The 12709-nt window shown below is 69.8% G+C and carries 11 protein-coding genes; 6 read left to right on the top strand and 5 right to left on the bottom strand.

What is annotated here, in order from left to right:
* The first annotated feature begins 25 nt into the window (after nt 1-25).
* Nucleotides 26-2173: a DEAD/DEAH box helicase gene (locus tag QSJ59_RS16555; RefSeq protein ID WP_285760469.1), complete on the top strand. Its 2148-nt coding sequence runs from the start codon at nt 26-28 to the stop codon at nt 2171-2173.
* A 215-nt stretch (nt 2174-2388) separates the two neighbouring features.
* Here QSJ59_RS16555 and QSJ59_RS16560 read toward each other — a convergent pair whose 3' ends face one another.
* Both QSJ59_RS16560 and QSJ59_RS16565 read right to left on the bottom strand, forming a co-directional pair.
* Nucleotides 2389-2727: a GNAT family N-acetyltransferase gene (locus tag QSJ59_RS16560; protein WP_285760470.1), complete on the bottom strand. Its 339-nt coding sequence runs from the start codon at nt 2725-2727 to the stop codon at nt 2389-2391.
* Nucleotides 2728-2749: 22 nt separating this feature from the next.
* Entirely contained in the window at nt 2750-3739 is a 990-nt protein-coding gene (locus tag QSJ59_RS16565) for a pirin family protein (protein ID WP_285760471.1), read from the bottom strand.
* A 581-nt stretch (nt 3740-4320) separates the two neighbouring features.
* Here QSJ59_RS16565 and QSJ59_RS16570 point away from each other — a divergent pair.
* The 3 genes from QSJ59_RS16570 (at nt 4321) to QSJ59_RS16580 (ending at nt 7547) form a co-directional block, all read left to right on the top strand.
* Nucleotides 4321-5400, top strand: coding sequence for an LLM class flavin-dependent oxidoreductase (locus QSJ59_RS16570; RefSeq protein WP_285760472.1), 1080 nt, complete (start codon nt 4321-4323; stop codon nt 5398-5400).
* Entirely contained in the window at nt 5397-6065 is a 669-nt protein-coding gene (locus QSJ59_RS16575; RefSeq protein ID WP_285760473.1) for an NADPH-dependent F420 reductase, read from the top strand. The genes QSJ59_RS16570 and QSJ59_RS16575 overlap by 4 nt, the downstream gene beginning before the upstream one ends.
* Nucleotides 6066-6239: 174 nt before the next feature.
* Complete coding sequence (locus QSJ59_RS16580) at nt 6240-7547, top strand: glutaminase (RefSeq protein ID WP_285760474.1); 1308 nt, start codon at nt 6240-6242, stop codon at nt 7545-7547.
* A gap of 625 nt (nt 7548-8172) precedes the next feature.
* Here QSJ59_RS16580 and QSJ59_RS16585 read toward each other — a convergent pair.
* A complete protein-coding gene (locus QSJ59_RS16585; protein ID WP_285760475.1) occupies nt 8173-9444 on the bottom strand; it encodes a class I SAM-dependent RNA methyltransferase in 1272 nt (423 codons plus the stop codon).
* A gap of 286 nt (nt 9445-9730) precedes the next feature.
* Here QSJ59_RS16585 and QSJ59_RS16590 point away from each other — a divergent pair, with 286 nt between their 5' ends.
* Nucleotides 9731-10414 carry a potassium channel family protein gene (locus QSJ59_RS16590; protein WP_285760476.1) on the top strand — a complete coding sequence of 228 codons (684 nt, stop codon included), beginning with the start codon at nt 9731-9733 and terminating at the stop codon, nt 10412-10414.
* A complete protein-coding gene (locus QSJ59_RS16595; protein WP_285760477.1) occupies nt 10414-11085 on the top strand; it encodes a potassium channel family protein in 672 nt (223 codons plus the stop codon). Before QSJ59_RS16590 ends, QSJ59_RS16595 begins: the two co-directional genes overlap by 1 nt.
* Nucleotides 11086-11111: 26 nt before the next feature.
* On the opposite strand, the gene QSJ59_RS16600 is transcribed toward QSJ59_RS16595, so the two are convergent.
* On the bottom strand, nt 11112-11903 hold the full coding sequence (locus QSJ59_RS16600) for a DUF3159 domain-containing protein (RefSeq protein WP_285760478.1): 792 nt from the start codon (nt 11901-11903) through the stop codon (nt 11112-11114).
* Between the two features lie 105 nt (nt 11904-12008).
* Nucleotides 12009-12578: a methylated-DNA--[protein]-cysteine S-methyltransferase gene (locus tag QSJ59_RS16605; RefSeq protein WP_285760479.1), complete on the bottom strand. Its 570-nt coding sequence runs from the start codon at nt 12576-12578 to the stop codon at nt 12009-12011.
* Between the last annotated feature and the right edge of the window lie 131 nt (nt 12579-12709).

Here is a 12709-nt window from a genome sequence, read left to right on the forward strand (position 1 = left end):
GACGACCAGCACAGGAGTCACAGACGTGCAGGAGCAGCCGCGTGGCACCGACCCGGTAGGGCGTCTCGACCCGGTGGTCCTGCACCACATCGTCAACACGCTCGAATGGTCCGATCTGCGGCCCTTGCAGAAAGCCGCCGTGCACCCGCTGATGGACGGGGAAGACGCGGTCCTTCTCGCGCCGACCGCGGGCGGAAAGACGGAGGCCGCCACCTTCCCGATGTTGTCCGCGATGCGGGAGAAGCACTGGACCGGTACTTCCGTCCTCTACCTCGCCCCGCTCAAGGCGCTTCTGAACAACCTGGTGCATCGGGTCGACGGCTACGCCCAGTGGCTGGGACGTCGAGCCGCTCTCTGGCACGGCGACACCACCGAGTCCGCACGCAGACGCATCCGCACCGAGTCCCCCGATTTTCTGCTCACCACCCCCGAATCCCTCGAAGCAATGCTGATCAGCGTCAAGACCGACCATGCACACCTGTTGGGCCGGGTACGTGCTGTCGTCGTCGACGAGGTACACGCCTTCGCCGGAGACGACCGCGGCTGGCACCTGCTCGCCGTGCTGGAACGCCTGGAGCGATTGACCGGCCGGCGCATCCAGCGCATCGGCCTCTCCGCCACCGTCGGAAACCCCGACCGTCTCCTCACCTGGCTCCAGGGTGCGTACCCCACCGATCGGCCGGGTCGGGTCATCGCCCCCGACGTCACCCTGCCCGCCACGCCCGGCACCGGTGCCCTCCCCCGCCCCGCAGGGGAAGTGGAGCTCGACTACGTCGGTTCCCTCGCCAACGCCGCCAAGGTGATCTCCACGCTGCACCGGGGCGAAAAACGACTCGTTTTCTGCGACTCCCGCAAACAGGTGGAAGAACTCGGCGCGGCACTACGCGCCCGAGACGTCACCGTCTTCCTCTCCCACGCCTCGCTCTCCACGGATGAACGCGCACGGTCCGAGCAGGCGTTCGCGGAAGCCCGCGACTGTGTCATCGTCTCCACATCCACACTGGAACTCGGCATCGACGTCGGCGACCTCGACCGCGTCGTCCAGATCGACTCTCCCGGCAGTGTGGCTTCCTTCCTTCAGCGGATCGGCCGAACCGGACGCCGTGCGCAAACCTCCCGCAACTGTCTGTTCCTCACCACCCGCCCCGACTTCTTGCTCCAAGCAGCAGGCCTGCTCACCCTGTGGTCGCGCAGCTGGGTCGAACCCGTCACCCCTCCTCCCTCACCACGCCACCTCGTCGCGCAGCAGCTCCTCGCCGTCACGCTGCAGGAACACCGCATCGGCGACCGGACATGGCCAGAGCATTGGAACGGCCTCGCTCCCTTCGACCGCTCGGCCGCTCCTCTTCTGGCACATCTGGTCGCCGAGGGCTTTCTCGACAACGACGACGGCATGCTGTTCATCGGCCCCCAAGCCGAGAAACACTTCGGCCGGCGGCACTTCATGGAGCTGACCGCCTCCTTCACCGCGCCTCCGGAGTTCACGGTGCTCGCCGGACGCGCCGAGATCGGCACAACCGACCCTTCCGTTCTCACCGAAGAACGTCAGGGCCCGCGCCGGCTGCTCCTGGCCGGTCGCAGCTGGCAGGTCACCTTCATCGACTGGGCGCGACGCCGCGCCTTCGTCGAACCTGTCGAGGACGGAGGCGTCGCCAAGTGGCAGGGAAGCGAGGCCCGTGGTCTGTCGTACACACTGACCCGCGCCATGCGCGACGTTTTGCTCGGCACCGACCCCGATGTCCGGCTCACGCGCCGCGCCACAGTGACACTCGCCGGACTCCGTACGGATCGTGCGCCTCACGAAGTGCACCCGGCGGGCACCCTGCTGGTCCGCGACGCGGACGCCGCCCGTTGGTGGACCTGGGCCGGGTACCGCGCCAACGCCACCCTCGCCGCTTCCCTGGGCCATCTCGCCGACCCTGTGCAGCGTCCAACCGACACCCACGTCCGGCTGCGCCAGGACCTTTCCCCCATCGATTGGAAAGCCGCTCGCGCCGAACTCCCCGATTCCCTCACCCTGCCCACCGTCGATCCTCGCGCCGTTCGGGGTCTGAAATTCTCGGCGGCCCTACCTCCCCGCATCGCCACCGCCACGCTCGCTGAACGCCTTGCCGACCTCGATGGGGCCCTTGCCACAGCCAGCGAACCCGTGCGGATGGAATGGAGCACCTGAACGACCGAACACCGGCGCGTTGCCGCCGCTCTGCGGCAGCGGTCCTGACGTTTCGAAAAGTGTTGCGCGGTCCTGGTCGGACATAAGCCGGACCAACCCGTCTCCGTCGTCGCGAAACGGCCGCACCGGCCCGAGGTGCACGCGGGGCTGCCGGAAACCGGGCGAAGGGGCCGGGAACCGCCTCCGCCAGGAGAGGGAGGAGTCGAATCGGCTGTTCAGCCGAGCTGCGTCTCCAACCACCGCAGGACGTCAGGTGTGACCGGGTCGGTGATGTCCGCGAACTCGTCGTGCCGCTTGAGGAACTTGGCGACGTAGGGGCAGACCGGGACGATCCGCATTCCGGATGCGCGCACGTCGACGAGTGCCTGCCGGACCAGCTGCGGGGCCAGCCCCTGGCCGGCGAAGTCCTCGTCGATCTCCGTGTGGAAGAAGACACGCTGCACGCCCAGGTCGCGGTAGGCGGCCAGACCGGCGCGCCGGCCGTCGACCAGGATGTCGTACCGGCTGTCGGCGTCCGCACGCTCGACGATCGTGGTGGTGGAGGACTCGCTCATGGTGTGCCTTTCGCAAGGGAGGTCAGCGGGTCGGCGGGTTCCGGCGCGGTGTGATGACGGCGTTGGGCAGGGCCGGTGCGGGAAGGCGTCCGCCGGGAGAGTCCTCGATGACGCCGAAGCGGTCGGAGGAGGCTTCCCAGTCCTCGCGGGCCTTCACGATGTCCTCGTGGCTGCGGCCGACGAAGTTCCACCACATGACGATCTCCTCCCCGAAGGGAGGCCCGCCCAGGAGGATGGCCCGCGCCGGGGCGTCGGTCTCGTTCACCATCGTCAGGGTGTCCGCGCCGCGAGGGACATAGCCGAGTTCGGCAGACCGCAGCACCGTGTCGATCAGGCGGATGTCCCCGCTGTCCACGAGGAGGCCGTGTTCGAAAGCCGCGTCGACGGCGAGGGAGAGCGCCGCACGGGGTTCGATGACGATCTCGGCGCCGAGCAGCGGCGTGAAGGTCCGGACCGGGGAGGTCCGGCCGGCGAGCGAGCCCAGGAAGACCCTGATCCGGGCTCCGTCGACCTGCGCGGGTTCGGGCACGTGATGCTGGAAGTCGCGGGCGGCGTTGCGGTGTTCCTCGGGCAGCGCGACCCACAACTGGACACCGTGGATGACCCTGGTGTTCGGCGTGGAGATCTCCGAGTGGGCGATGCCGTATCCCCCGGTCATGAGGTTCACCTCGCCGGGCCTGACCAGGGAATGGGTGCCGAGGGTGTCGCGATGCTCGACCTCTCCGCTGAACAGCCAGGTCACCGTCTGCAGTCCGGTGTGTGGATGCGGGGGCAGGTCCATGCCGCCCGACGCGGCGACCTGGTGCGGGCCGTAGTGGTCGGCGAAGCACCAGGCGCCGATGAGCGTGCGCTCCCGTTGGGGCAGCGTCCGCCGCACGCGCATCGCACGTGGACCGCCGAGAGGGACCTCACGCGCCGACAGGACATCGACCCGCGGGACTCCGGTCGGCCGGTCGTCTTCGACGAGCGCACCGCAGCGCAGGGCCTCGGCATCGGCTTCCGGGTTGCTCACCGAGAGCGCCTCCTCAGAAATCTAGTTGTCTCGTCAACCATAGTGGCACGGAGGCAGGGCGATGACCACGCCCCCCGCACGAACGCGGGCCGCTCCGGGCATGGCCCGAAGGAGACCCCGACGCAAGCGACCAGCCCCAAAGCCCCCACTCCGCAGGATCTTCATCGACAAGTAGAGCCCCAAGACCCCCTACCCTGGCGCAGGTCTCGGAGGCGGTCCGAGCAACGGCCTCCGAGGCCGAAACCGATCCGGCGGACGCCGCGACCCAGGCATCCGCCTACGAGGCCGCCCGACAGGCCCTCTCCGAAGACCGGATCCCGGCCGTGATCTGGACGGCGGTCACCATCGACGCGTTCAATCGCGTGTCGATCATGAGCAAGCACCCCCTACCGCCGCACCACAATCTAGTTGACATGTAAACCATAAAGATGCAATTGTTTACGCGTCAACTAAATTGGCGGAGGTGGTGTGGGCGCGTTCCCCGCCGACGGGGAACGCGCGGGTCGCCCCGGGGTGCGCACTGCCCGGTCGTCACGGAGTACGCACCGCCACACCCCGACACAACGAAAGCGTTGAGCGAAGTGAACACGACGGATGTCGCGCAAATCGAGTTCGGTATCGACAGCTTCGGAGACCTGCCCCGAAACGACCGGGGCGTGATCGTCTCGCACGCGCAGGCGATCCGCGCCACGGTGGCCGAAGCGGTCCTCGCCGACCAGGTCGGTATCGACGTCGTCGCGTTGGGCGAGCACCACCGGCCCGAGTACGCGCTCTCCAGCCCTGAGACGGTGCTGGCGGGCATCGCGACGGCCACGAAGCGCATCCGGCTCGCCTCGGGCGTGACGGTGCTGTCCTCGGACGACCCGGTGCGGGTGTTCCAGCGGTTCGCCACGGTCGACGCGCTCTCCAACGGCCGCGCCGAGGTGATCCTCGGACGCGGTTCCTTCACCGAGTCGTTCCCCCTGTTCGGATACGACCTCAAGGACTACGAGGTGCTGTTCGAGGAGAAGATCGACCTCTTCCACCGGCTCCTGGACGAGAAGCCGGTCACCTGGGAAGGCACCACTCGTGCCGCCCTGCACGACGCGGACGTGTACCCGAAGACGGATTCGGGACGTCTCGCCACTTGGGTAGGGGTCGGCGGGACACCGCAGTCCGTGATCCGCACCGCCAAATACGGCTTCCGGCTCATGCTCGCGATCATCGGCGGCTCCCCCGACCGGTTCGCTCCCTACGTGGATCTGTACCAGCGTGCCGCCCAGGAGTTCGGTACGACCGCACAGCCGGTCGGGATGCATTCGCCCGGCTTCGTCGCGTCCACCGACGAAGAGGCCAAACAGCTCTTCTACCCCGGGTATAAGGAGATCCGCGACCGGATCGGGGCGCAGCGCGGCTGGCCGCCGCTGCGCCGGGAGGAATTCGACTCCGAGGTGGACCGCGGATCGCTGTACGTCGGCTCGGTCGAGACCGTCGCGGCCAAGATCGCCCATGCCGTCCGGGTACTGAACGCGGGCCGGTTCGACATGATCTACTCCACCGCCGGCACCGTTTCGGCCTCCGCACGGCTGCGTTCGGTCGAGCTGTACGGCACCCAGGTCATCCCTCGGGTCCGCGAACTTCTGGCCGAGCAGCCCGCGGACCCGGCGGGAGCGACGCGATGACCGACCCTGTCACCACTATCGGGATCCTGGGAGCCGGGAAAGTCGGCACCGTCCTGGCGCGTCTGGCGGTCGCCGCCGGCTATCGCGTCCTGGTCTCCGGGTCCGGTGACCCCGCCGAGATCGCGCTGACCGCCACGATCCTCACCCCCGGAGCGACCGCCGTATGGCCGGCCCGGGCAGCGGATGCCGCCGACGTGGTGGTCCTGGCTCTCCCGCTCGGCAAACACCGCGGCCTCCCCGTCCCGGAGCTGGAGGGAAGACTGGTCGTCGACGCGATGAACCACTGGTGGGAGGTCGATGGTCCGCGCGACACGGTCCTCCCGCCCAACACCTCGTCGAGCGAAGTCGTCCAGCGGTTCCTGACGGGCGCACGTGTCGTGAAAGCCCTCAACCACATGGGCTACCACGACCTGGAGGACGGGGCCCGTCCGGCCGGCGAGCCCGGACGCAAGGCCATCGCGATCGCCGGCGACTCGCCCGAGGATCTCGCCGTCGTGTCCGCGCTGATCGACGCTCTCGGATTCGACCCCCTCACCATCGGCGACCTCGCAGCGGGCGTCCGGCTCGAACCCGGAACCCCCGCATTCGGAGCCAATGTCGACGCCGACCAGCTCCGCGTGCTTACCGCCGCCCCCGCTCCGACACGACTTCTTGAGCACTCGTAACAAAAGAACAGGAGCGCTTCGGCCGAACCCCGCGTTCGGCGAAGCGTGATGACATCTCCCTGGGGCGCATCACACGATGCGGCGCCGTGCAGCGCCTCCGGGTTCCTCCTGATACCAGGGCGGACGCAACGCGGTTCTCACGGCGCGAAGATCGCAACCACACATGGAGGACGAATGCGGCCGATCATTCCCGACTACCTGGCCGAGGCGCTGGGAGACGTGGAGTCGGACAGGTCCGGAGAGCCGGCGGGATACATCCCCGAGCTCGCGGCAGCGGACCCCGAGCGCCTCGGCGTGGCCTTCGCCATGACCGACGGGGAGGTCTACGGCGCCGGTGACATCGATATGGAGTTCACGATCCAGTCGATCTCCAAGCCGTTCGTCTATGCGCTGGCCCTGTCCGATCGCGGATTCGGCCCCGTGCTCGCCAAAGTGGGTGTCGAGCCGTCCGGAGAGGCGTTCAACGAGATCTCTCTCGAAAGCGATACGGGGCGCCCTCTCAACCCCATGATCAACGCGGGCGCGATCACCGTGCACTCACTGGCCGGCGCAAAGGACCTGAATCCGACAGAGCGTGTGGAGCACGTGCTCCACGGTCTGTCGGCGTTCGCCGGTCGTCGGCTGAGGATGGACGAGGCGGTGTGCGCGTCGGAGATGGAACACGCGCATCGCAACCTCGCCATTGCCCACATGCTCCGCAGCCACGATGTCCTCACCCAGGACCCGAGGGCCGTCGTGGACGGCTACACCCGCCAGTGTTCCGTGCTCGTCACCACGCGGGATCTGGCCATGATGGCCGCGACACTGGCCAACCGCGGGACGAACCCCCTCTCGGGCAAGCAGGTGGTGCCCGAACCGGTGGTGCGTCAGGTACTGAGCGTCATGTTCAGCTGTGGAATGTACGACGCCGCCGGCGACTGGGCGACCCAGGTCGGTATTCCGGCGAAGAGCGGGGTGGCCGGGGGCCTGATCGGCGCGCTCCCCGGACAGATCGGCATCGCCACGTTCTCGCCACGGCTGGACGTTCACGGGAACAGCGTTCGCGGGGTGTCGCTGTTCGAACGATTCTCCTCGGACATGGGTCTGCACGTGATGGAGGTCCCCGCCGCCGCGCGTGCCGTCGTGCGGTCCAACCATGTCGCCGGCAGCGGATCGAACGCGCTGCGGGTGCTGCAACTGCAAGGCGGCGTCGGCTTCGCCGGAGCCGAGAGAGTCGTCCAGGAAGCCATGGACATCTCCGCTTCGGACGGCAGGGTCGCTTTCGACCTGACACGGGTCAATTCGATCGACGACGTGGCACGGCGCGTGCTGTTGGAGGTCGCACGCCGGCTGACGCTGGGCGGTCACGAGATCTACCTCGTCGACCCGGAATCGGTCATGCCCGATCCCGACCCCGGCGACGGCGGCCGGGTCACGGTCGTGGACAACGTGGACCAAGCCGTGGCCGCGACGCGGGACGGCTCGGCGCAGGGGCCGGCCTGACGCGCAGCGGCGATTGCCCTGCCCGACGCCGGGAGCACGACGTCCTCACGCGCAGGTCTGCGTCGGCGTTCGTCCCGTCGGCCGGAAAAGAGAAGTCATGGGGTGCACCGCCGCCGGCACGGAGAACCGCAGGCCGGCCGAACCCTGGTGAGGACCGGGGTTCAAAGCAGCCGGGCGTCCGAGGCCGACCGTTCGATGCTTCACGTCCACGGACGGCCCCGCGACCAGAACGCGCTGGCGGACGTCCAACAGGTGACAGAGGCGGACACGGACGGAGAAACGCGGAAACCTCTGGTCGAAAGGCTCCGCGGAATCCTGTCGGCCATCCGTGGACGAGCGGTCCTGCTTCGGGCCTGTCCGCTACGTCCCCGCGTTCACCGCCCGCACAGGTGCACGGTGGACGCGGGGACCCCACTGCCGGGAGGATTCCCGCAAGCGCACCGTGCCCCTTGCGCCGCTGTGGCTCCTGCCGCCCTCGGCTCACCGGAGGGATGGGCAGGCTGCCTGACCAGCCCTCCGCCCACCTGGCGCTCCGTCAGGACGAGCGTCAAGTGGGCGTCACCGGCGTCGGGGTACCGCCCGCAACGCCCACACCGTGCACGATCTGCACGGGAAGAACCACAGTTCAGGAGCGCTTCGTGGCCCGTTCGAGCACCGCGACGCACTCCACGTGGTGGGTCATCGGGAAGGCGTCGAACGCGCGGAGGTCGACGAGGCGGTACCCCAGCTCCAGGAAGGAGGCGATGTCGCGCGACAGCGTGGCGGGGTCGCAGGAGACGTAGGCGACCCGGCGCAGCCGCAGGTTCGCCAGGGACTGCACGACCTCGGGGCCCACGCCCGCGCGGGGCGGGTCCAGGACCGCGATGTCGGCGCGCAGGTCGGCCCACTCGCGCAGGCGTCCGGCGACGTCGCCGCGCTCGATCTTGGCCTGGGGAAGGTCGCGCAGGTTGTGCTGGGCGTCGCGCACCGCGTCGGCCTGGCCCTCGACACCCATGACCCGGCCCTCGGGGCCGACGACCTCGGCCAGGGCGCCGGCGAACAGCCCCGCGCCGCAGTAGAGGTCCAGGGCGGTCTCGCCCGGCTTGGGCTCCAGGGCGTCCAGGACGGCGGCGGTCAGCGTCTCGGCGGCGGCCGGGTGCACCTGCCAGAAGGCGCCCGCGCTGACCCGCCATTCGCGACCCGCGACGCGCTCGCGGATGCCGCGCTTGCCTTTGACGGGCTGGGTGCGGCCGCCCTTGAAGCGGCGCAGCACGGCGGTGGACGCCTCCGGCGTGGGCAGCAACGGCATCTTCGCGGCGCTGGGGGTCACGATGAGCGCGGTGTCGGCGGTGACGGCCGAGGTGACGGCCTCGACCTCGGCGATGCCCGGCCACTCCAGGTGGGTCACGCCCAGCCGGTTGACCTCGGGGTGGGCGATGGGGCAGTCGTCGATGAGCTGGAGTTCGTGGGAGCGGTGCTTGCGCAGCCCGGGCGAGCCCTGGGCGTCCATGGCGAAGCGCACGCGGGTGCGCCAGCCCAGGCCGTCGGGGGTGCCCGGCAGCTCCTCGACCACTACGTCGCGCTCGATGCCGGCGATGCGGCGCAGCTGCTCGGTGACCACGCGCGCCTTGATCGCGCGCTGGGCCTCCAGCGAGGCGTGCTGCCAGTCGCAGCCGCCGCACTTGCCCGGTCCCGCCGAGGGGCAGGGCGGCTCGACGCGGTCCGCGGACGCCTCCAGCACCTCGACGGCGTCGCCGCGCAGGAAACGCTTGGTCTGCTCGGTCACCAGTACACGGACGCGCTCGCCGGGCAGGGCGTGGCGCACGAAGACGACCTGCTCGTCGTGGCGGCCCACACACCATCCCCCGTGGGCGACGCCGTCGACGCTCAGTTCGAGGTGGGTTCCGACACGGCTCATGAAAAACGACCTCCACACAGACGGGACATTCTGGGCATCGCACGGGTGACCCCTGCTAGCCACCGCCCATCTGCGACAACTGTAGTCGAGCACGGGGGCGCAGAATCCGTGCTCCACGATCGGGGCCGTATCGGGCCCGGGAGTCGCGGGGTCCCGCGCCGCACGCATGATCCCCCTAAGCTGACCCGTTGGGCGGGCTGGCCCGTTGGGTAGACCATTGTCACCCGGGCCGCGCGCCCGAGCGGGGATTCCACAGAGGATTCGGGTCGAGCGGAGCGGACAGCACGTGCATATCGTCATATTGGGTTGCGGGCGGGTGGGTTCCACCCTCGCGCACACCCTGGAGGACTCCGGTCACACCGTCGCGGTGGTCGACCGGTCGCCCGAGGCGTTTCGGCGGTTGCGCTCGGCCACCGCGAAGACCGCGGTCACCGGCCTGGGCCACGACCGGGACGCGCTTGTCAGGGCCGGGATCGAGCGCGCCGACGCGTTCGCCGCGGTCAGCAGCGGCGACAACTCCAACATCATCGCCGCGCGCGTGGCCCGGGAGACGTTCGGGGTGCGCAACGTGGTGGCGCGGATCTACGACCCGCGGCGCGCGGAGGTCTACCAGCGGCTGGGGATCCCCACGGTGGGCACCGTGCACTGGACCGCCGACACCATCCTGCGCCGTCTGCTGCCCTCCGATGCCTCCCCGACCGGTGGGACGCCGTGGCACGACCCGTCGGGCGCCCTCGTGATGGCCGCGGGCACGCCCGGGCCACAGTGGTCGGATCGCACGGTCGACGAGATCGAGACGGCGCTCGGCCTGCGCGTGGCCTACCTGGAGCGGGCCGGAGCGGCCCTGTTGCCGCGCGGGGACACCCGGGTGGTGGACGGCGACGTGGTGCACGTGCTGACGAAGACGGAAGCGGCCCGGGAACTGCTGGCCCGCCTGGGTGCGGACGAGGACGAGGAAGGTCGGGCGTGATGCGCATCGCCATCGCCGGAGCGGGTGGGGTCGGACGCTCCATCGCCGCCGAACTGTTGGACAACGGGCACGAGGTGCTGCTCGTCGACCGCGACTCGCGTGCGATCGACGTGCACGCGCTGGAGCGCGCGGAGTGGATGCTGGCCGACGCCTGCGAGCTCAGTTCCCTGGAACACGCCCGGCTCGACGCGTTCGACGTGGTCGTGGCCGCCACCGGCGACGACAAGGTCAACCTGGTGGTGGCGCTGCTGGCCAAGACCCAGTTCGGCACCGCCCGGGTGGTGGCCCGCATCAACGACCCCCGCAACGAGTGGCTGTTCACCGACTCCTGGGGCGTGGACGTGGCGGTGTCCCCGCCGCGGCTGATGGCGGCGCTGGTGGAGGACGAGGGCGCCGCTGCGTCCGCGGGCGACACGGTGGCGGCGGCCGGGCTGGACAGCGCCGACCTGCTGGAGATCACCCTGCCCGCGGACTCCCCGCACGCCGGGCGCGGTGCCGGTGAGTTGGCCGCGCTGCTGCCCGAAGGGGTCGTGCTGGTGGCGGTGGTCAGCTCGGGCCGGGTGACGGCGCCCCTGCCCGGCACGATCCTGTCGCCGGGCGACGACCTGATCCTGCTGAGCGACGGGACCACCGACGACGGTCTCGACGCGCTGCTGTCCGGCGCGGGCTGAACCACGCCGGAGCACAACGCGGACGGTCAGGCCGTGCGCTCCTCGGGCACCGGCTCGATGGGGGTGCGGCCTCGCGCCAGGAGCCAGACCATGGCAGCCAGGGCCGCCACCTGGAGGGGCCAGCCCATCAGGATCTTGGAGGCGCCCAACCACCCCACCATGCCCGAGGCCCACAGCGGGTACTGGACGAGGACGCGGATCACGCAGGGAAGGACGAACAGCCAGGTCAGCTGAGAACTGAGCCGGACGACGGCGGGGTTGGAGCGCCAACCCGTGGGGTCTCCGGTCACCGCGCCGATGAGCAGGCCCATCACCGGCCAGCGGACCAGGATGCTGAAGATCAGCACGACCGCGTAGACGGCGTTGTAGATGATGCCGGGCAGGAACGCGTCCTCGGCCTGTCCGCTGCGCAGCGCGAAGACCGCGGCGATCCCGATACCGAACAGGCTGTTGGCCACGAACTGGACGGAGGAGCGCTGCACCAGCCGGATCGCGCCCAGCACCAGCGCGGCGCCCACACCGAGGCCCAGGGCGACCTGGACGTCGCTGAAGCCCACGGCATCGCCCAGGCCGTAGCGGGAGCCGATGATGTAGGTGAGGGTGAAGGCGACCGTGGGCACCGCGGCTTCGAGCATGCCGCGCTTGCCGCCCAGGGCCTTGCCCAGCTGGCCGCGTACGACTTCCTCGACGGTCTGCTCGGAGACCTTCTCGCGCGCACCGGTCCCATCAGAGGTGGATCCGTTGGGCCCGGGCCCCTCCTTGTCGGGAGGGGCGCCCTGGCCGCCCGTGGCCTCCACACCCTGCTGTTGATCGGTCATGCTGCTCCTACCGGACGGGACTCGCGAACGAACATGGGGCAACACCATCACCGTGGCATCACACCAGAGTAGTGCGACGTTCCCCAACGGAAGGTATCCGCCGCTCTATCGGCCCCCGCGCTCCAGCCCGAGCAGCTGTTGTTTGCGTTCCAGACCGCCGCCGTATCCGACGAGCGAACCGTTCGCGCCGATCACCCGGTGACAGGGCACGATGATCGAGATGGGGTTGCGCCCGTTGGCCATCCCCACCGCCCGGGAGGCCGTAGGGCGTCCCAGCCGGGCGGCCAGTTGCCCGTACGATCGGGTCCGCCCGTGGGGGATGGTCGACAGCGCCTGCCACACCTGGAGCTGCCACGGAGTGCCGCGCGGGGCCATCGGCAGGGCGAAGACGTCGAGTTCCCCCGCGAAATACGCGGCCAACTGCGTACACGCCTCGGTGAAGGCGGTGTCCTCGCGCACCCAGTCGGACCCCACCTCGGGCCCCCACCGGTGCTCGGGCAGCATGTAGAGGCCGGTGAGTGCATGGCCGTCACCGGTGAGCAGCAGCTCACCGATGGGTGTGGGCGTCGTGGTGTAGCGGACCGGCCCATCACCGGGGGCGGAGAAGTCCACCGGGTCGAGCCAGTCGCCGTCCTCGGGCAGCTCCAGGCCGAGCATCTCCTGCGCGGCGGTCATGGCGCCCCTTTTCGTCGTCGATCGATGTGATGGCCTACGCATTCCATCATCGCTGCTGGACACCCGCCCGGCTGGCGGTTTTGCGACACGGCCCTCGGACTCCGACGGTCGCCGCCGATGGAATACGAACG

The sequence above is a fragment of the Nocardiopsis ansamitocini genome (genome assembly GCF_030268225.1).
In the GTDB taxonomy this organism is placed as follows: domain Bacteria; phylum Actinomycetota; class Actinomycetes; order Streptosporangiales; family Streptosporangiaceae; genus Nocardiopsis_D; species Nocardiopsis_D ansamitocini.

Excerpts from the sequence above, each read along its gene's own strand:
- QSJ59_RS16605 (WP_285760479.1), bottom strand. The coding sequence starts at position 12,578 with ATGACCGCCGCGCAGGAGATGCTCGGCCTGGAGCTGCCCGAGGACGGC.
- QSJ59_RS16585 (WP_285760475.1), bottom strand. The coding sequence starts at position 9,444 with ATGAGCCGTGTCGGAACCCACCTCGAACTGAGCGTCGACGGCGTCGCC.
- QSJ59_RS16595 (WP_285760477.1), top strand. The coding sequence starts at position 10,414 with ATGCGCATCGCCATCGCCGGAGCGGGTGGGGTCGGACGCTCCATCGCC.
- QSJ59_RS16580 (WP_285760474.1), top strand. The coding sequence starts at position 6,240 with ATGCGGCCGATCATTCCCGACTACCTGGCCGAGGCGCTGGGAGACGTG.
- QSJ59_RS16560 (WP_285760470.1), bottom strand. The coding sequence starts at position 2,727 with ATGAGCGAGTCCTCCACCACCACGATCGTCGAGCGTGCGGACGCCGAC.
- QSJ59_RS16600 (WP_285760478.1), bottom strand. The coding sequence starts at position 11,903 with ATGACCGATCAACAGCAGGGTGTGGAGGCCACGGGCGGCCAGGGCGCC.
- QSJ59_RS16575 (WP_285760473.1), top strand. The coding sequence starts at position 5,397 with ATGACCGACCCTGTCACCACTATCGGGATCCTGGGAGCCGGGAAAGTC.